The organism is Myroides sp. JBRI-B21084 (genome assembly GCF_030545015.1).
Lineage (GTDB): Bacteria > Bacteroidota > Bacteroidia > Flavobacteriales > Flavobacteriaceae > Flavobacterium.
In genome coordinates this window covers 1,784,541-1,803,708 of record NZ_CP120653.1, presented here as the reverse complement: position 1 = coordinate 1,803,708, position 19,168 = coordinate 1,784,541, and the positions used below count along the sequence as shown (strand labels likewise).

At 34.9% G+C, this 19,168-nt stretch carries 16 protein-coding genes, 3 tRNA genes and 1 rRNA gene; 16 read left to right on the top strand and 4 right to left on the bottom strand.

Annotation, left to right across the window (positions count from 1 at the left end; genetic code table 11):
- Window positions 1-58: 58 nt before the first annotated feature.
- Window positions 59-1,063 carry an AAA family ATPase gene (locus P3875_RS08770; RefSeq protein ID WP_303443585.1) on the bottom strand — a complete coding sequence of 335 codons (1,005 nt, stop codon included), beginning with the start codon at window positions 1,061-1,063 and terminating at the stop codon, window positions 59-61.
- A 155-nt stretch (window positions 1,064-1,218) separates the two neighbouring features.
- Between P3875_RS08770 and P3875_RS08765 the strand changes: the two genes are divergently transcribed.
- From P3875_RS08765 to P3875_RS08755, 3 genes are read left to right on the top strand one after another with little or no spacing between them, the layout of a single operon-like run.
- Window positions 1,219-2,367 carry a DUF5929 domain-containing protein gene (locus P3875_RS08765; protein WP_303443584.1) on the top strand — a complete coding sequence of 383 codons (1,149 nt, stop codon included), beginning with the start codon at window positions 1,219-1,221 and terminating at the stop codon, window positions 2,365-2,367.
- A complete protein-coding gene (locus tag P3875_RS08760) occupies window positions 2,360-3,088 on the top strand; it encodes a metallophosphoesterase family protein (RefSeq protein ID WP_303443583.1) in 729 nt (242 codons plus the stop codon). Before P3875_RS08765 ends, P3875_RS08760 begins: the two co-directional genes overlap by 8 nt.
- 36 nt (window positions 3,089-3,124) lie before the next feature.
- Complete coding sequence (locus P3875_RS08755) at window positions 3,125-3,685, top strand: DUF3575 domain-containing protein (RefSeq protein ID WP_303443582.1); 561 nt, start codon at window positions 3,125-3,127, stop codon at window positions 3,683-3,685.
- A 57-nt stretch (window positions 3,686-3,742) separates the two neighbouring features.
- Here P3875_RS08755 and P3875_RS08750 read toward each other — a convergent pair whose 3' ends face one another.
- On the bottom strand, window positions 3,743-5,797 hold the full coding sequence (locus tag P3875_RS08750) for a M13 family metallopeptidase (RefSeq protein WP_442930315.1): 2,055 nt from the start codon (window positions 5,795-5,797) through the stop codon (window positions 3,743-3,745).
- Window positions 5,798-5,919: 122 nt separating this feature from the next.
- Between P3875_RS08750 and P3875_RS08745 the strand changes: the two genes are divergently transcribed.
- The 4 genes from P3875_RS08745 (at window position 5,920) to P3875_RS08730 (ending at window position 10,613) form a co-directional block, all read left to right on the top strand.
- Complete coding sequence (locus P3875_RS08745) at window positions 5,920-6,618, top strand: SCO family protein (protein WP_303443581.1); 699 nt, start codon at window positions 5,920-5,922, stop codon at window positions 6,616-6,618.
- A 96-nt stretch (window positions 6,619-6,714) separates the two neighbouring features.
- Complete coding sequence (locus P3875_RS08740) at window positions 6,715-6,939, top strand: FeoA family protein (protein WP_303443580.1); 225 nt, start codon at window positions 6,715-6,717, stop codon at window positions 6,937-6,939.
- A gap of 7 nt (window positions 6,940-6,946) precedes the next feature.
- On the top strand, window positions 6,947-9,046 hold the full coding sequence (feoB, locus tag P3875_RS08735) for a ferrous iron transport protein B (RefSeq protein ID WP_303443579.1): 2,100 nt from the start codon (window positions 6,947-6,949) through the stop codon (window positions 9,044-9,046).
- A 520-nt stretch (window positions 9,047-9,566) separates the two neighbouring features.
- Entirely contained in the window at window positions 9,567-10,613 is a 1,047-nt protein-coding gene (locus P3875_RS08730) for a T9SS type A sorting domain-containing protein (protein ID WP_303443578.1), read from the top strand.
- A gap of 115 nt (window positions 10,614-10,728) precedes the next feature.
- On the opposite strand, the gene P3875_RS08725 is transcribed toward P3875_RS08730, so the two are convergent.
- The gene (locus P3875_RS08725) at window positions 10,729-11,370 is read right to left on the bottom strand and encodes an O-methyltransferase (RefSeq protein ID WP_303443577.1); all 642 of its coding nucleotides are present in this window, start codon (window positions 11,368-11,370) and stop codon (window positions 10,729-10,731) included.
- Window positions 11,371-11,446: 76 nt separating this feature from the next.
- Here P3875_RS08725 and rlmN point away from each other — a divergent pair, with 76 nt between their 5' ends.
- The 3 genes from rlmN to P3875_RS08710 all read left to right on the top strand — a co-directional run bounded on the left by rlmN (window position 11,447) and on the right by P3875_RS08710 (window position 14,575).
- Window positions 11,447-12,487 carry a 23S rRNA (adenine(2503)-C(2))-methyltransferase RlmN gene (gene rlmN / locus P3875_RS08720; RefSeq protein ID WP_303443576.1) on the top strand — a complete coding sequence of 347 codons (1,041 nt, stop codon included), beginning with the start codon at window positions 11,447-11,449 and terminating at the stop codon, window positions 12,485-12,487.
- A 202-nt stretch (window positions 12,488-12,689) separates the two neighbouring features.
- Window positions 12,690-13,310: a hypothetical protein gene (locus tag P3875_RS08715; protein WP_303443575.1), complete on the top strand. Its 621-nt coding sequence runs from the start codon at window positions 12,690-12,692 to the stop codon at window positions 13,308-13,310.
- Between the two features lie 239 nt (window positions 13,311-13,549).
- The gene (locus tag P3875_RS08710) at window positions 13,550-14,575 is read left to right on the top strand and encodes an outer membrane beta-barrel protein (RefSeq protein WP_303443574.1); all 1,026 of its coding nucleotides are present in this window, start codon (window positions 13,550-13,552) and stop codon (window positions 14,573-14,575) included.
- Window positions 14,576-14,610: 35 nt separating this feature from the next.
- Here the strand turns inward: P3875_RS08710 and P3875_RS08705 are convergent.
- Window positions 14,611-14,681 (bottom strand) — tRNA-Trp (locus tag P3875_RS08705).
- A gap of 389 nt (window positions 14,682-15,070) precedes the next feature.
- On the opposite strand from P3875_RS08705, the gene P3875_RS08700 reads away from it, so the two are divergent.
- The 6 genes from P3875_RS08700 to P3875_RS08675 all read left to right on the top strand — a co-directional run bounded on the left by P3875_RS08700 (window position 15,071) and on the right by P3875_RS08675 (window position 19,067).
- Entirely contained in the window at window positions 15,071-15,193 is a 123-nt protein-coding gene (locus P3875_RS08700; protein WP_303443573.1) for a hypothetical protein, read from the top strand.
- 89 nt (window positions 15,194-15,282) lie between these two features.
- The gene (locus tag P3875_RS08695; RefSeq protein WP_303443572.1) at window positions 15,283-16,005 is read left to right on the top strand and encodes a DUF4347 domain-containing protein; all 723 of its coding nucleotides are present in this window, start codon (window positions 15,283-15,285) and stop codon (window positions 16,003-16,005) included.
- Window positions 16,006-16,100: 95 nt separating this feature from the next.
- Window positions 16,101-16,664: a hypothetical protein gene (locus P3875_RS08690; RefSeq protein ID WP_303443571.1), complete on the top strand. Its 564-nt coding sequence runs from the start codon at window positions 16,101-16,103 to the stop codon at window positions 16,662-16,664.
- A gap of 475 nt (window positions 16,665-17,139) precedes the next feature.
- A tRNA-Val gene (locus tag P3875_RS08685) sits at window positions 17,140-17,214 on the top strand.
- Window positions 17,215-17,410: 196 nt separating this feature from the next.
- A 16S ribosomal RNA gene (locus tag P3875_RS08680) occupies window positions 17,411-18,928 on the top strand.
- Between the two features lie 65 nt (window positions 18,929-18,993).
- Window positions 18,994-19,067 (top strand) — tRNA-Ile (locus P3875_RS08675).
- Window positions 19,068-19,168 lie beyond the last annotated feature (101 nt).

Below are 19,168 nucleotides of genomic sequence, written 5' to 3'. Positions count from 1 at the left end.
TTAGTTTAAGGTTTAAAGTTTTCTTTGTTTTAAATTGCTTTAAACTTGACACAAAATATTAAGGCACTTCAATTTCGTTTACAATTTTGTTAATAATATCAACGCTTGTAATGTTGTCGGCTTCGGCTTCGTAAGTAATACCAATGCGGTGGCGCAACACATCTAACACAACAGCACGCACATCTTCGGGTATAACGTATCCACGACGACGAATAAAAGCGTAACATTTTGCAGCATTTGCTAAATTTATTGATCCACGCGGCGATGCCCCGTAACTGATGTATGGTTTTAAATTTTCTAATTTAAATTGCTCGGGATAACGGGTTGCAAAAATAATATCAAGTATGTATTTTTCAATTTTTTCATCCATATAAACCTCTTTTACGGTTTGTTGCGCACGTAAAATTTGTTCTAAACTTACTACTGGGTTTATGGTAGGTGTGGTACCCGATAAGTTTTGACGAATAACTAAGCGTTCTTCTTCAAGTTTTGGGTATTCTATTACAGTTTTAAGCATAAAACGGTCCATTTGGGCTTCAGGTAACGGATACGTTCCTTCTTGTTCTACGGGGTTTTGGGTAGCCATAACTAAAAAAGGTTTTTGTAGTTTATGGGTAGTATCGCCAATGGTAACTTGTTTTTCTTGCATGGCTTCTAATAAAGCCGATTGTACTTTAGCAGGTGCACGGTTAATTTCATCGGCCAAGATAAAGTTTGCAAAAATAGGTCCTTTTTTTATGCTAAAATCGTTTTCTTTTATGTTGTAAATCATGGTACCTACTACATCGGCAGGTAATAAATCGGGGGTAAATTGTATGCGGCTAAAAGTACCGTGTACTGCTTTTGCAAGTGTATTAATTGCTAATGTTTTAGCAAGTCCTGGTACACCTTCTAATAAAATATGCCCTTGTCCTAACAAACCAATTAACAAGCGATCAATCATGTGTTTTTGCCCCACAATTGTTTTGTTCATTTCGGCAATAAGCAAATCAATAAACGCACTTTCGCGTTCAATTTTGTCGTTTATCGTACGAATGTCCGTAGTGGTTGTTGTTGCTTCCATTATTTTGTTTTGTATGTATTATTTTTTTCTGATACAAATTGATTAAAATTTATTTGCTTAACTTGTTAACAAATGGTTAAAAATGCTTCACAAGATTTTGTTTTAAGTATGAATTATCATTTTCTTTTTATAATTTTAAGATAAAACTACTAATTGTGATAAATAAGCGGCTATTAATTAAAAATTTGTTAGCACACCATGCCGAAAATAGTTTCTACGACAAGAAACAGCAGCTAAACTTACATACTTTAGAGGGGAAAGCCAAATTTTTAAAGCATGTTTGTTCATTATCTAACTCAAACCCCAACAACCAATCGTTTATTTTGGTTGGAATTGAAGATGAAAAGAACACAGTTGTAGGTACTTATTTCTACGATGACAGCCATATTCAAAATTTAATTAATGCGTATTTAGAAAATCCACCCCAAATACAATACGAAAATGTTATTTTTCCGCATTTAGAAAACGGAATGGTGGTTGGTTTGGTAACAATATATCCCAAAAAAGGCGTTTGTTTTTTTAAAAAACGCATTTATACAATTGATGAAAAAGCTGCTTTTTCACGCATTGGTAGCATTTCGCATCCTAAATACATTACCCCCCAAATAAACAACCAAGCTGTGGTTAGCAGTATTTTAAATGCATCGGCTACCAATTTAAAAAATACTATTGACAGCGTTTTGCATTTTATGACCAAAACCCACCCCGATATGAAACCTAAATATCAGGTTTTTAAAGAGTATTTTACAGTTTGCTGGGCTGGTGTTGAAAAAATTAAGAACAACGAAAGTTTTTTTTCTAGAGTTGATATTGAATTAATTAACGAACAGGTTAAAATATTTTATTCTGCCCTTGACGAAGTTTCGATTGTTTATACGGATGACGCTTTTATTATTACTGAATATGTTAAAATTGGTTTTCGTAAAAATAACCGTTACTTGCCTTTTAGCGTACAAAAAATTACGTTTAGCAATTCAATGAGCTATCAAATTACTTCGGAAATAGTTTTTAAAATTCCCGAAATCGATAAAAAACACCTTTACCACTTATACAATTACTACACTGCACTTTTACATAAGCTGAAAAACAATAAACGTTTAACCAACATAGAACAAATCGATTTAGAAAATCTTTGCTATTCGCTTATGTTGTGTTATCTTCACGGTTTTAACAATGCTAAAAATGTGCTAATTAACCATAAAGACGTTTTTAAAAAATACAAACAGCCCTTTTTGTTTACATCGTTTAAAGAAGTAATGCGCATTCTTAGAAAATTAAAATACGAAACTCAAAACAATGAATAAAACATTTGTAATTGGCGATATACACGGTGGTTTAAAAGCCTTGCAACAAGTTTTAAAACGCGCCAATGTTACAACGAAAGATCGTTTAATTTTTTTAGGCGATTATGTAGATGGTTGGAGTGAAACACCAGCAGTTCTTGATTTTTTAATTGAGCTTTCATTAACATACACCTGCGTTTTTATGCAAGGAAACCACGAAGAAATGCTTTTAAAATGGCTAAAGAAAGAAGACGATAATGCCTTATGGCGTTTTCACGGCGGCGAAGCAACCGTTCAAGCTTACCAAAATATATCGTTACGTGTAATTGAAAAACACATTGCCTTTTTACAGCAATTAAATGAATATTATATTGATGAACACAACCGTTTATTTGTACATGCGGGCTTTACCCATTTAAAGGGCGTTACCTTTGAATATTTTAGGGGAATGTTTTGGTGGGACAGAACCTTGTGGGAAACGGCAATGGCAGTTGATGGTACTTTAAGCGCCAACAGTGTAAGGTATCCGCAACGATTAAAATTGTATAACGAAATTTATGTTGGGCATACACCTGTGATACGTTTTGGCGAATCGGCTCCAATGAATTTTGCAAATGTTTGGAATGTTGATACTGGCGCAGCTTTTACCGGTAAACTTTCTATTTTAAATGTTGATACAAAAGAATACTGGCAAAGCGATGCACTGCCTTCTTTGTATCCAAACGAAAAAGGTAGAAACTAAACCAATTTTTTTATATTTGTATAAAATAATAAGATTATGAAAAAAGTAGTATTAGCAATTTGTGTACTGGGTAGTACCTTGGGGGTACAAGCACAAGCTTTAAACGAAGTTGAATTAAATATTTTTAATACAATAGTAAACCAATCGGTTGAAGTTGGTTACGAACACTTTATTGATAAAGACCAATCAGTTGGGGTAGATTTGTTAATTAACGATCGTTTTTCATATTACGGTCAAAATAAAAAAGCGGACAAGTTTAAACAGTTTAATACCAATGCAATTGCCGTAAATTATAGTTTTTATTTTGGTGGAAACGATGGTGAACACGCTTCGGGCTTCTACGCACAACCGTTTTTAAAATTCCGTTTTGGCGATTATGAGCACGATGTTAAAGTTGCTGAAGGGCAATATACCCGAGTTAAAACCGATATGGATTCGTTTATTATTGGGGTAGGAGCAGGTTATAAATTGGTTAAAAACGATGCTTTTACAGTTGCACCTTTTGTAAACATTGGTAGAAATTTTAACGAAGATGTTGCCGATGAATTTATGGCTGTTGAATTAAACGCTGGTATTAACATTGGATACCGTTTTTAATAAACTTTTAAACGTATAAAAAAGCTGTTTCAAATTTTTGAAACAGCTTTTTTGTTATTACCAAATTTTTACTCGTTTTTCTGGTGAAACGTATAATTTATCACCTGGCTTAATATCAAAAGCTTTATACCACGAATCTACATTTTGTAGCGGTACATAAGCACGATACATACCTGGCGCATGCGGATCGGTTTTTACTTGGTTTTTAATGGCTTCATCGCGCATTTTTGTTCTCCAAATAGTTCCCCACGAAATAAAGAAACGTTGTTCAGGCGTATAGCCATCAATTAAACCAGGGTTGCCTTTATCTTTTAAATACAATTGCAACCCGTCGTAAGCTGCGTTTACACCACCTAAATCGCCAATGTTTTCGCCTAAGGTAAATTTACCATCAACAAAAGTGTTTGGCAACGGTTGTAATGCCGAATATTGATCTGCTAAGGAACCACCTAAACCTGTAAATTGTTTTAAATCGTCTTCTGTCCACCAGTTTACTAAGTTTCCATCGGCATTGTATCTTGAGCCAGAATCGTCAAAACCATGTGAAATTTCATGACCAATAACTGCACCAATTCCTCCAAAATTAACAGCCATATCGGCTTTGTAATCGTAAAAAGGTGGTTGTAAAATTGCTGCAGGAAAAACAATTTCGTTGTTGGTTGGGTTAAAATAAGCGTTTACCGTTTGTGGCGACATGCCCCATTTGGTTTTATCAACCGGTTTGCCGTATTCGGCTATGTTTTTTGCAAAGCCCCAACGCGCTACATTTTTCATGTTTTCATAATACGTACCGCCGTTTTCAGGTGCTTTAATTTCTAACTTAGAATAATCTTCCCATTTATCAGGATATCCAATTTTTACGGTTGATTTACGCAGTTTTTCGATTGCTCCCTGACGAGTTGCAGGTGTCATCCAAGGTAAATTATTAATACGGTTTTCAAAAGCCATAAAAACATAATCAATCATTTCTTTTGCTTTAGCCTTTGCTTCTGGCGGAAATTTCTTTTCAACATACAATTTACCTAAAGCTTCGCCAACCGTTCCGTTTACAACTTGCAACGCACGTTCTTCAATCGGTCGTTGTGCAATGGCACCTGTTAGCGTTTTGCTATAAAAATCAAAGTTTGCTTCATCAATAGCTGTGGTTAAAACACCAGTGTTTTTATTGATTAAAGTCCAACGTAAATAAGCTTTTAACTCCTCTATATTAGCTGTTTTAAAAATGTTTTCTAATGTTTCCATATATTTAGGCATAGAAACCACTACCTGATCTACATTTTTTAAACCTGCTGTTGTTAAGTAATTATTCCAATTTACAGTTGGTGTTAGTTTTTGCAATTCGGCAACTGCCATTGGGTTGTAAGTTTTTCTGCGGTCGCGGCGTTCTACACGGTCTAATCGTGCTTCGGCCATTTTAGTTTCTAAAGCAACCACTTGCGCTGCTTGTTTTTTAGACGAAGTTTCATCAATACCTAAAAACTGTAACATACGGGCAACGTGTACTTCGTATTTTTGTTTTTTGTCTTGTGAATCGGCATCTTTAGAAACGTAATAATCACGGTCGGGTAAACCAATACTTCCTGGTGATACATACACAACGTTTTTGTTAGAATCCATAGCATCGGCGCTAACGTATAAACCAAAAAAGCCTAAACCACCTTCGGGCATCTTTTCTTTTAACAACGTAATTACATCGTTTGTATTTTTTACTTTGTTAATTTGATCTAACGTTGATTGAATAGGTTTAATTCCTAATTTGTTACGAGTTTCTAAATCTAAATACGTTTTAAAAACGTTAACCGCTTTCATTTGATCTGATTTTGGATCTAGCTGTTTGTTGTTAACGGCTTCTTTTAAAATAGAAAGTGCATCAATATCGGTGTTTTGGCGTAATTCATCAAAACTTCCCCAACGTGTTCTGTCTGCGGGTATTTCGGTTTTATCAAACCATTCACCGTTTACATATCTAAAAAAATCATCGCCTGGTTTTACGTTTTTATCCATGTATTCTAAATTAATACCATGGTTTTGGTTTGCTTTATCTTGTGCCTGAACCGTTGCTGTTGCAATCATTAATAAGGTTGCAGGTAAAAACATAAATTTTTTATTCATTTTTTAATTGATTAGGTATATCCTTACAAAAATAAAAATATTGCTTAATTAAAAGACTGTTTTATAAGTTATTTAACCGTTTTTGGTTGAAAGGTTTTGTAATTTTGCACAAAATTTAAGTAATGAAGGCTCTTTTTTATCGTTACCGCTACTTGTTTATTACCCTTGGAGTATTGTCGGTTATTATACTTGTGTTGTTTTACAAAGCGTTAAAACCCCAAAAGCATTTACCTATTTATACACCAGCAATGGTAAACCCCGAGTTGGTTGATAGTTTGGTACAACACCAAAACAATAAATTAAAACATCAGATTGCTCAATTTTCATTTCAAAATCAAAACAATAAAACCATAACGGAGAAGGATTACGATGATGTGATTTATGTAGCCGATTTCTTTTTTACCACTTGCCCAACTATTTGCCCAAAAATGACCGATAATATGGTGTGGTTGCAAGATAAAATTAAGAATATGCCCGATGTAAAATTACTTTCTTTTTCGGTTACTCCTGATATAGATACCCCCGAAGTATTGCGTACATATGCCGATGAAAAAGGAGTGATTGATACCAAATGGAACTTGTTAACGGGCGATAAAAAAGCTATTTATTATTTAGCACGTCAATCATTCTTAGCTGTAAAAACTGAAACATCAGGAGAATTGTACGATATGGTTCATACCGAAAATTTTATTTTAATTGATAAAAACAAGCGCATTCGTGGTTTTTACGACGGTACTAATTTAGATAAAGATAAAGGCGATGGTACTAAAAATGTGAATCAGCTTTTAGAAGATATTAAATGGCTTCGTGAAAAGAATTAGCTTTTTAAAGTAAATTAAACGTTAAGGAATTTTAAAAACTTATTTAAAGTTCCTTTTTTAATGAGTAGATTTGCAATCTAAAATAAATCTAAATAAATGACGACTCTTAATTTTTTGAAGAAGAGCCAAAAAGGAAAAATAATTGCAATAAATACCGATAACGTGCCTTTAAAGCTAATTGAAATGGGCTGTTTACCTGGAAATATTGTTGAAGTGTTGCAAATTGCTCCGTTATTGGATCCTATTTATATAAAGGTAAACGACTCTTATTTAAGTATTCGCAAAGATTTAGCAAAGGAAATAGAAGTGGAATTGATTTAAAAAATACATGAAACAACTAAAAATAGCATTAATTGGCAATCCAAATGTTGGTAAAACATCGGTTTTTAACGCTTTAACAGGTTTAAATCAGCATGTGGGCAATTACCCAGGTGTAACTGTAGAACGCAAAACGGGTACGTTTCATTTAACCAATGATACTAAAGCAAATATTGTAGATTTGCCAGGTGTTTATTCAATCAATCCAAATTCTAAAGATGAAGAAATTGCACTTAACGCTATTTTTGATACCCAAAATAATGATTTTCCTGATGTAGTTGTACTTGTAGCCGAAGTAGAAAATTTAAAACGCAATTTGTTCCTTTTTTCGCAAGTTAAAGATTTGGGCTTTCCGGTGATTTTAGCCTTAAATATGGCCGATCAAATGGATAAAAAAGGAATTTTTGTTGATGTTCCGGCCTTAGAAAATGCCTTGCATACAAAAATTGTGTTGTTATCGGCACGAAAAAACCATGGAATTGATGCTTTAAAACAAGCCATTTTAAATTTTAATCAACCACAAAATACGCCTTTTTTTGATTTAAAAACGGTAAACGAAAACCATTTTTCTACCATTGAAAAGGTGTTTCCAACCAAAAATCTTTACAAAATTTGGCTTACACAAACAGGTGTGTATCCTTTTGAAGCTATTAATACAACTGACTTTAAAGCAAATAATCTAGATTTATCAACATCTGAAATTAAAAAGCTACAACAGCGCGAAACCATTAAACGCTACCAGTTTATTAACGATATTTTAAAGCAAACATATACAGTGAATACCAGTAAAGCTACTGATTTACGTATGCGTTTCGATCGTATTTTGACTCATAAAATTTGGGGTTACGTTATATTTTTATTGGTACTTTTATTAATTTATGGTTCTATTTTTGAATTGGCTGCTTACCCAATGGATTTTGTTGATGGTTTGTTTGCAGATTTATCTACTTGGGCTTCTGCAACATTTCCAGAAGGTAAATTAACCGATTTAATTGCAAATGGTTTAATTCCTGGATTAGGTGGTGTATTGATGTTTGTGCCGCAAATTGCCATTTTGTTTTTTTTAATATCTATTTTAGAAGAAACCGGATATATGAGTCGAGTGGTTTTTTTAATGGATCGTATTATGAAACCTTTTGGTTTAAGTGGTAAATCGGTAGTGCCATTGGTATCGGGTACAGCTTGTGCCATACCTGCAATAATGAGTGCCCGCACTATTGAAAATCCTAAAGAGCGATTAATAACCATGTTGGTTACACCTTTTACAACCTGTTCGGCACGTATACCTGTTTATATAATCATCATATCGCTAATTGTACCTAAAACCTATTTGTTGGGCTTTATACCTTTGCAAGCATTTGTAATGACAATGATGTACGTACTTGGTTTTTTAATGGCATTATTTGCAGGTTGGGTGTTAAGTAAAATTATAAAAGCACAACGCAAATCGTTTTTTGTAATTGAAATGCCTACGTATAAGTTACCTATTTTAAAAAACGTTTTGTTAAATATGTACGATAAAGTAATATCTTACATAGTAGGTGCAGGTAAAATTATATTAGCGTTATCTATAATTTTGTGGTTTTTAGGCTCGCACGGACCAACCGAAACTTTTGGCAACGCTACACAAATTGTTACGGGTAAGCACATAAACGATAATTTATCGGATGAAGATTTGCAAAGCGAAATTTCGGGCTACCAGTTAGAACACTCTTATATTGGTATTATAGGTAAAAGTATTGAACCTGTTTTTAAACCACTAGGTTACGATTGGAAAATAAGTATTGCCGTGTTAACATCGTTTGCAGCGCGCGAAGTTTTTGTAGGTAATTTAGCAACGCTTTACAATTTAGGCGAAGATGCAGCCGATGACGAAGCCAAGATAATAAACCGTATGGCAAATGAAAAACATGCTAATGGCACTGCAGTTTATACACTGGCAACAGGTGTATCGTTATTGTTGTTTTATGCCTTTGCAATGCAATGTTTATCTACCGTAGCCATAACAAAAAAAGAAACCAATTCGTGGAAATGGACTTTTATACAAATGGCTTTCATGACCACCGTTGCATATTTTGCGGCTTTAATAGCCTATCAACTTTTAAAATAAAACCAATGCAAAACGTAATTGTTTACATAGCACTTTGTTTGGCAGTAGCTTACTTACTTAAAAAGTTTGTTTTAAAAAAGAATAATAAAAACAACTGCAACAATGGTAATTGTGGGTGTTCTTAATTATCGCGGTTTGTTGTATTGTTTAAAGCTTAAGGTTTAAAGTTTGTGTTGTTAAACTTCAATTAATAAAGTATCACATAAATTAAAAATAGACCAACCAAACCTACAAGGTTTTCAAAACCTTGTAGGTTTTTTTATTTAATATTATAAAAGTATAGGCTTTTTATATAAACCAGTATTTAACTTTATATTTATTTTTTTTAACAAAATGTTAATTTTTTTAGTATATTTACGTTACAAACAACTAATCTAATATTTTATTATGACAAAATTGCCTAAAATTTTGTGGGGGGGGTAATAGCCCTAGCCCTTACAGCTTGTACAACCAACAGCGTTTTTAACGAGATGGACGCCGAAAACAACAACTCGCAAACAGGTGCTTAAAATAATTAATTATGAAAAAAGTTATAACACACACCATACCCCTTTTTTTACTGTTAATTACACCTTTAACCAACGCGCAAGTTTTGTACTCTGAAAATTTTAATAACCTTTCCCCGGGTATTGTAGGTACCGATTATACCGGTACAACGCCAGGACAAGGCGGTTGGTATTTAGAAACTAAAACATATTCCACCTTAGGGAGTTCTTATGTAGGACTTAATGATTTTAAAATTGTAACAGAACCCGGTAGAGGCAATGTGTTGGAGATTACAAGTCCCTTTATTCAAGATACATCATTCAAACAAAATGTGGCTTCAAAAAAAGGAATTGAAGCTTTATGGAACAACCGTACGGTGGGTAACAATGTTTTAAAAATAGAATTTGATTTATTTACGGGTAATAATACAATTACAGCAACTTCAATACCAAGATGTTCAATTACTTTAGATGGTGTGGTTAATCCCCAATTAATCCGCTTTCTTTATTATGACAGGAATGATTTTGTACAAACAAATTGCGGTGTTTGTTTTCCACAAACAATTGGAAACATTTTTACAAGCAATCCTACTGTTCCTAGAAATACATGGTTAAAAATTGTATTTTACTTTGATTACACTAATAAAAAAATGTACCTTATTATACCTACTGTAGGTGCAGGTGCGGTTGGTGATTTTTTAACTACTGAAAGTATTTCAAAAATCCATTTGCAAATCGCATCTTATCATTCTGATACTGCTGTACATAGGTTTGATAATTTTGAAGTTACTGCTTTAAATGCAGTGCCACCAAGTGTAATTTTAAACACTAACAAGCAGCTGGCTACAAAATTTAATTTGTACCCTAACCCAGCAACCAATATGGTAAACATAACCAATGAAGAGAACATGCAGGTAAACCAAATTACGGTGTATAATTTAGCAGGTAAACAAGTAAGCACGCAAGCTTACAACAACCCAGCAGAAATACAACTTAACGTAGAACATTTAGCAAGTGGTACGTATCTATTATATTTACAAACCGCACAAGGTACAGCGGTTAAACAGCTTATAAAAAAGTAAGTTTAAATATATAGTAACCAAACCTACAAGGTCTTACAAACCTTGTAGGTTTTTTTGTGTAGTATTTTAAACCAATACCAAATAAGTAAAATTGGTGTAACTAATGTAAAAGGTATTATAAAACCCTGCTAACAGTTAGCCCATCGCGTATGGGTAATAAAACAGTTTCAACTCTTGGGTCATTGTTTACAAGTTTGTTAAATTCTAAAAGTATTTGGGTGGCTTTGTCGTTTTTCTTTAATTCCTCTAAAACCTTTCCGCTCCAAAGTACATTATCGCTTAAAATAATTCCGCCTTTATTCATTAAAGGCACTACTAAATTCCAATAATTAATATAGTTCTCTTTATCGGCATCAATAAAAACCAAGTCAAACTTTTTGTTTAGTGTAGGAATAATGGTTAACGCGTTGCCAATATGTTGGTTAATTTGCTGGCTATAAGTGCTTTTGTTGAAATATTTTTGTTGTATATCGGCAACTTCTTCATTAATATCAATGGTATCAATAGTACCGTTGGGTTTTAAACCTTCGGCCATACAAAGTGTAGCATAACCTGTATAAGTGCCAATTTCTAACACGTTTAAAGGGTAAATAATTTTAGAAAGCATGCTTAAAACGCGTCCTTGAAAATGCCCACTTAGCATACGCGGTTGCAAAACTTTTTGATATGTTTCTTTATTTAACTGCTGTAAAAGATCGGGTTCGGCGGCCGAATGTTGGGCAATATAGTTTTCTAATTCTTCCGAAATAAAATGCATGATAATTTTTTTAGTAAAGATAGCCAAACAACACCATTGCGTGCAAACTACTTGTAAAATATTGTAACTTTGCAAAATGAATACAACAAAAAAAGACATACGTAGTTTAACCAAAGAACAAATACGCGATTTTTTTGTAGCGCAAGGCGATAAAGCTTTTCGCGGCAATCAGGTGTATGAATGGTTGTGGAGTAAAGGCGCACATACTTTTAACGACATGACCAATTTATCGTTAGAAACACGTGTAATGTTAGAACAACATTTTGTAATTAACCATATTCTGGTTGATACCATGCAGCACAGTACCGATGGCACCATAAAAAATGCCGTGCGTTTACACGATGGGTTAATAGTAGAATCGGTTTTAATACCAACCGAAACCCGTACAACAGCTTGTGTTTCTAGCCAAGTAGGCTGCAGTTTAGATTGTAACTTTTGTGCAACTGCCCGTTTAAAACGCATGCGCAATTTAGCACCCGACGAAATTTACGATCAAGTACTAGCAATCGATCAAGAAAGTCGTTTGTATCATAACCGTCCGCTTTCTAATATTGTATTCATGGGTATGGGCGAACCGTTAATGAACTACCCCAATGTAATGAAAGCCATTGATAAAATCACGTCAGACGAAGGTTTAGGAATGTCACCAAAACGCATTACCGTATCCACATCGGGTGTATCAAAAATGATTAAAAAAATGGCCGACGATGAGGTGAAATTTAAACTGGCTGTTTCGTTACATTCGGCAATCGAAGAAACACGAAATAAAATCATGCCATTTACCAAAAGTTTTCCATTACCCGAACTGCGCGAAGCTTTAGAATATTGGTACCGTAAAACTAAAAGTAAAATTACTTACGAATATGTGGTTTGGAAAGGTATTAACGACGATAAAGCAGCGATTGATGCCTTAGTAAAATTTTGTAAATATGTACCTTGTAAAGTAAATATTATTGAATACAACCCAATTGACGATGGTGAATTTCAACAAGCCGATCCAAATGTAATTGATGCCTACCTTAAAGCACTAAACAATGCTGGTATTGTTGCAAAAGTACGCCGAAGTAGAGGTAAAGATATTGATGCAGCTTGCGGGCAATTAGCTAATAAATCATAATTTACTTTAATTTTGTCACTCTGAACTTGATTCAGAGTCTCGTCATGAGTTGATGTTTCGTTATTTTTATTGGAAGCTTTTTCCGGCTTTCCGCTATATCTTTTATCGGCGCTTCGAGTGCCTCAGCCACCGATAAAAGGATACCGCTGCAATCCGGGCTATAAATTCCGAAGTTTTTAGTATATTGGTTCAAAAATAAAATATGTTTCAATATATCAGAACCATTCTTTTCCTAATTGTATTTCTTAATATATCAAAGTTTGATGTTTATGGTCAGCCTTATAATGAATACGAAATATATTCAACCATAATCAATAATAAAGAAATTAACTGGACGAATAAAAATACAATTCTTGTTATTAGAAATGTAGAATTAGGTGATGATTCAAATGAGTTGTTAAATTATTTAAAAGCTGATCAAGAGTTGATACTTTCAAGTTTTTTTGATGATGAATCAATAAAAAAGTATGAAACAGATCAAAATTATCAAGATGCTATTTTAGGTTTGTTAAAAACTTCGCCACAAAAAATAGAAATCAAATCTTTCGTCGATTCAATATTTAATCTTAAACCAATAAGGAAAAGAAAATTCCATTCTTTCTTTAAACGAGATATTATTAAGGGTTGGGATCAAATTGATAAAAAATTTCAATCAAATTGGGTAGTTGAATTTTCTAAAGTAAGCTTTTCAGGAAATTATGCAGCTGTTTATTACGGATATTATTGCGGAGGTTTGTGTGGTTCTGGGCAATTATTGGTTTTAGAAAAGAAAGAATCTACAAATTGGCAAATTATTTCTAAAATAAATCTTTGGAATCATTAATAGTAAAGAATAATTCAAAAAGAGTAATCAATTTGCAGGTTTTTTATTTGAAGCTGTTTCCGGCTTTCCGCTATATCTTTTATCGGCGCTTCGAGTGCCTCAGCCACCGATAAAAGGATACCGCTGCAATCCGGGCTAATTGTTAAATCTTAATAAAATGTTAAAACGCAATGTGGGTATAAACAAAATGCAACAAATTTGTAAATTACACATTCACTTATAAAATTAATTACTTAAAAATGAAAAAACTATTATGCTTTGCAATATTTGCATTTACAGCAACAGTTCACGCACAAAGTATTGATACAATTATTCAACAAAACACTGCAATAAAAGAAGCAGCCGCAAATGATGAATTATCATTAACCGATAAAATCAAAGTTGTGAATGCTCAAGTAGATGGTTCAAAAATAACCAAAGAACAAGCATATCAAATCATTACAAAATTTACAAACGAGCAATCAGTTGAGGCAGAAGGCACATCGTACTACGAACCTGTGATTGAAGTAGAAGAAGTAACAGTGCAAGAAGGCGAACCAACCAAGCAATACGATTACGATTGGGGAAAATCAGACAGTCCGTTTGATCTTGCAATGGGTGTACAAGCCGATACAGTTGCAAAATACCGTACAAAATCATCAATATTCATTGCCTTTGGTGTAGGTAACGTAGCTACCGATGGGGCTTTTGCAAATTCAGAATTCGGTTATATGCGTTCAAATACAGTCGAAGTAGGAATAGCTGCACGTACACCATTCAATGAAAACAATAACAAATGGGGGGTGCGTTATGGTTTAAGTATAAACTACAACGGTTTGGCAACAACACAAAATAACGAGTTTATGGTTATGGGTAACCAAACAGGCACAACAGCATCGGCAAAAAACTTACGCAAAGGCTATACATATTTACGTAATGCTTATATAACAGTGCCTTTTTCGTTAGATTTTACAACAACAACAAAAACCTACAACAATGCAAACCGCCGTTTTAAAACCAACGAAGGTTATAATTTTGGTTTAGGTGCTTACTTAGGATATAATGTAGATTCTAAACAAATTTTACGATACACAAAAGCAGATGGGTATAAAGTGTACGAACATCAAAAAGGCGATTGGAACGTAACCAACTTTCAGTACGGTGTAATGGCTTACGCAGGAACAGATAAATTTAAGTTGGTGTTTAAATACGATTTAAACCCAGTGTTTACTGATAATTTAATCGATCAAAATTATTGGAGCCTAGGATTACAATTTGGCTTATAAAAACAAAAACCAGCAGAAATGCTGGTTTTTTTGTGCACGGGTGGAGGGATTCGAACCCCCATCAACGGTTTTGGAGACCGCTATTCTACCCTTGAACTACACCCGTAGAATATTGGTTGCAAATATAACAGCAAAAAAGCCATAAAACCTAATAAAATGGCCAAAGTTTTTTTAAAAACAGCTAATCTGTTCATAATTCGTAAGTTGCTTTCTTTGGGCGTTCCCCTCACAAACCGCCTTAGCACTAAATACAAGTAAAAACACCCAAACAGTACAACAAAGCATAGCGGTAAATTGGCGGGTCGGGCTGTACGTTCATAGCTTTTATCGGCGCTTCGAGTGCCTCAGTCGCCAATAAAAGGCTATCCGCTGCCATCCCTAACGCAGGCTTGCAGTTTTTAAAGTTGTTTAAGACTTAATATTCCTTTTGTGAAAATCACGCATTTCAATTTATTTACAAATTCAACGATTTCGGAGGAGAAAGCGGGCTGAGCTTTGGACGAACGAACCGCGCAAAGCGCTGAATTAGATGATGCTACGCAAATGTATTATTACGGCGCACGTTATGGAGTTTATGCTGAGCCCGACGAAGTAACCCAAGAATTAGTATATTTGTAAGTGTGGGTCCGCTCGGGGAAGAGTTTACAGGGTGGACACCATATCATTACGTACATAACAATCCAATAAATTTAATTGACCCAACTGGGATGAGTGCTGTAGACGGAGAAGGTGGCCCGAAAAATAGAGATGGTTACTCATTCGTAAATTATAAACCGGGGAGTGATATAGGAACAATGGCTGTAATCCCAAGTAACTATAATTCTGATTCTGCATTTTCTATGGATTATAACAATGCTAAACAATCAGGTATACCTATTATGTTGGTTGATGATATTTCCGGTTTCTCTAAAGGACTATCACAATTAAAAACAGATGGTTCTGATGTTGGAACATTTGCCTTGACTTCTCACGGAAATTCTGGTTCTTTTAGCATTGGCAGTACTAAAGTAAATAATAAGAATAGTTCTTCAACTTTAAGTGCCTTAGGTGATAAGTTAAGTGGAAAAAATTTAGTTGTTTTAGCATGTAATGCAGGGAGAGGAGAAAAAGGAGCTCAGTTAACTCAAAGTATGTCTAAGCAGTTAGATGCTAGGGTAATAACTTCTCAGCATTTATTGATCGGCGGGTATAGATTTAATGGAGGTGAGAATATGTTGAAAAGTTTAAATCCTGAAGATAGTGAGACAATGAATAGTTTTACAGTGTCCGCACGGGGTCAACAATCGAGAACTGTTTTTAACTTGTCTATGAATAAAAATGATAAAAGTCCAAGTTACAGTAGGAGTGATACGAATAGAACTTTTAAGAATAATTATCGAGCTGTGAAAAAAGGATTTAATTTAGGTATTCAAAATAATTTTATAAGATGATAAAATATATGCTTCGTTATTTTTTTATATTATTTTTATTTAGTTGTGCTAATCAGCTAAATGATTTAAAGTCATTTGAGTATAAAAGTATGCAAATGTCAAAACCTAAAATGATTTTAGACAAAACTGCTTGGGTTGAACCAATTACTTTAAATAGTAATAATATTATTATTAATGCAATATTGGATGGAAAAAAAACAAAGAGGGTTTTTGAAAAAAAGGATGATTATTGGTATTCTGAACTTAATTATAGACATAATCCCGTCAAAGGGACTGGTCATGAATTATATGAAGTTTATCAAAAGTACTATATTTATTCAGAATATATAATAAAGGAATTTAGAGATTCAAATGGATCAGAAGACGTTATTTATCTTGATTTAATGAAAAATGAAATATATTATTTCAATAATTTTAATAAAAATACGTTTGATCTAAAATTAGCAATGTTAGGTGATTATAAAAAGAATATTTTTTTTATAAAAGGCACAGAACTATACAAAAAGCAAATTAGTTTTAGTAAAGGCATTAGTGCCGGTGAATCTGTTGAAGTGGTTTATGGATATTCAGGAGAAGATATTTTTTTTATTTTTGATTTAGATGAATATAAAATAGGTGATAATTCTTCAGGTTATATGGAAATATTTAGTAAGAAATAAGCCCCACGCTGGCGCGGGCATCTTGCCCGTGCAATAAGCAATAAAAACCAACAGCCTCTATACACACGTATGAAGGCTGTTTTACTATAAAACACTTTGCTGTAAATATAAAATCCGTGCCAATGAGTGTAAACTGTTGTAAAAAAATAAAAAATTTCAAAACCAAAAGCCCCTAGCGAAGCGAACAGGCAAAGTAATATTACATATAGTAAGTATGTTTTATTTAGTAAAAACACCCCAACAACAATCGTAATTCAAAATTCATAATTCGTAAATTACTACAATTAAGTAGGTTATAAAAAAACTAAAAAAACATTTGCAAAAAGCTTGCAAAAGCCAAAAAAAGGGTGGTATATTTGCACCCGCTTAGCAGCACAGCAAGCAACACGTTCCTAGAAAAAAAAAGTAAAAAATAAATTTGGATGGTATTACAAAAGGTTGTTATCTTTGCAGTCCGTTCAAAAAAACAAAATAGGGGCGATTAGCTCAGCTGGTTCAGAGCACCTCGTTTACACCGAGGGGGTCAGGGGTTCGAATCCCTTATCGCCCACAAAAAAAACTTTTTCAAAAAAAACTAAAAAAAGTTTTGGTAGATTAGAAAAAGTTACTACTTTTGCAACCGCTTTAAGAAACAAAGCGACAGAAGAAGAGACAAGTTCATAGACATATTGGATTAACAGAAAAAAAAGAGTAAGAGCGTAAGAGATTACGTTTTTAAACGACACATCAAAAAATATAAAAAACATACGATGAAGAGTTTGATCCTGGCTCAGGATGAACGCTAGCGGCAGGCCTAACACATGCAAGTCGAGGGGTAGAGGAAGCTTGCTTCCTTGAGACCGGCGCACGGGTGCGTAACGCGTATGCAATCTACCTTATACTAAGGGATAGCCCAGAGAAATTTGGATTAATACCTTATAGGATATAGGAATGGCATCATTCAGATATTAAAGATTTATTGGTATAAGATGAGCATGCGTCCCATTAGTTAGTTGGTGTGGTAACGGCACACCAAGACGATGATGGGTAGGGGTCCTGAGAGGGAGATCCCCCACACTGGTACTGAGACACGGACCAGACTCCTACGGGAGGCAGCAGTGAGGAATATTGGTCAATGGACGCAAGTCTGAACCAGCCATGCCGCGTGCAGGAAGACGGTCCTATGGATTGTAAACTGCTTTTGTACAGGAAGAAACACTCCCTTGCGAGGGAACTTGACGGTACTGTAAGAATAAGGATCGGCTAACTCCGTGCCAGCAGCCGCGGTAATACGGAGGATCCAAGCGTTATCCGGAATCATTGGGTTTAAAGGGTCCGTAGGCGGCCTTATAAGTCAGCGGTGAAAGTTTTTGGCTTAACCAAAAAATTGCCATTGATACTGTAGGGCTTGAATTTTGGTGAAGTAACTAGAATATGTAGTGTAGCGGTGAAATGCTTAGATATTACATGGAATACCAATTGCGAAGGCAGGTTACTAACCAACGATTGACGCTGATGGACGAAAGCGTGGGTAGCGAACAGGATTAGATACCCTGGTAGTCCACGCCGTAAACGATGGATACTAGCTGTTTGGTTTTCGGACTGAGTGGCTAAGCGAAAGTGATAAGTATCCCACCTGGGGAGTACGGGCGCAAGCCTGAAACTCAAAGGAATTGACGGGGGCCCGCACAAGCGGTGGAGCATGTGGTTTAATTCGATGATACGCGAGGAACCTTACCAGGGCTTAAATGTAGATTGACGTATTTGGAAACAGATATTTCTTCGGACAATTTACAAGGTGCTGCATGGTTGTCGTCAGCTCGTGCCGTGAGGTGTCAGGTTAAGTCCTATAACGAGCGCAACCCCTGTTGTTAGTTGCCAGCGAGTAATGTCGGGAACTCTAGCAAGACTGCCAGTGTAAACTGTGAGGAAGGTGGGGATGACGTCAAATCATCACGGCCCTTACGTCCTGGGCCACACACGTGCTACAATGGCCGGTACAGAGAGCAGCCACCTAGCGATAGGGAGCGAATCTATAAAGCCGGTCACAGTTCGGATCGGAGTCTGCAACTCGACTCCGTGAAGCTGGAATCGCTAGTAATCGGATATCAGCCATGATCCGGTGAATACGTTCCCGGGCCTTGTACACACCGCCCGTCAAGCCATGGAAGCTGGGGGTACCTGAAGTCGGTGACCGCAAGGAGCTGCCTAGGGTAAAACTGGTAACTAGGGCTAAGTCGTAACAAGGTAGCCGTACCGGAAGGTGCGGCTGGAACACCTCCTTTCTAGAGATGGTTTAAAAATCTCTTACTCTTAACTGTTAGTTCAAAAAAAAGGTAAAAAATTACAGAGTCTCGTAGCTCAGCTGGTTAGAGTACTACACTGATAATGTAGGGGTCGGCAGTTCGAGTCTGCCCGGGACTACTTTTAATTACGAAATAGAAAATTACGAATTAAAAAGCTGTGAAAAATACCATAAAAGGAAATTTTAGAAGTTGAGTTATCAACAATCCGCTGAAAGCTAA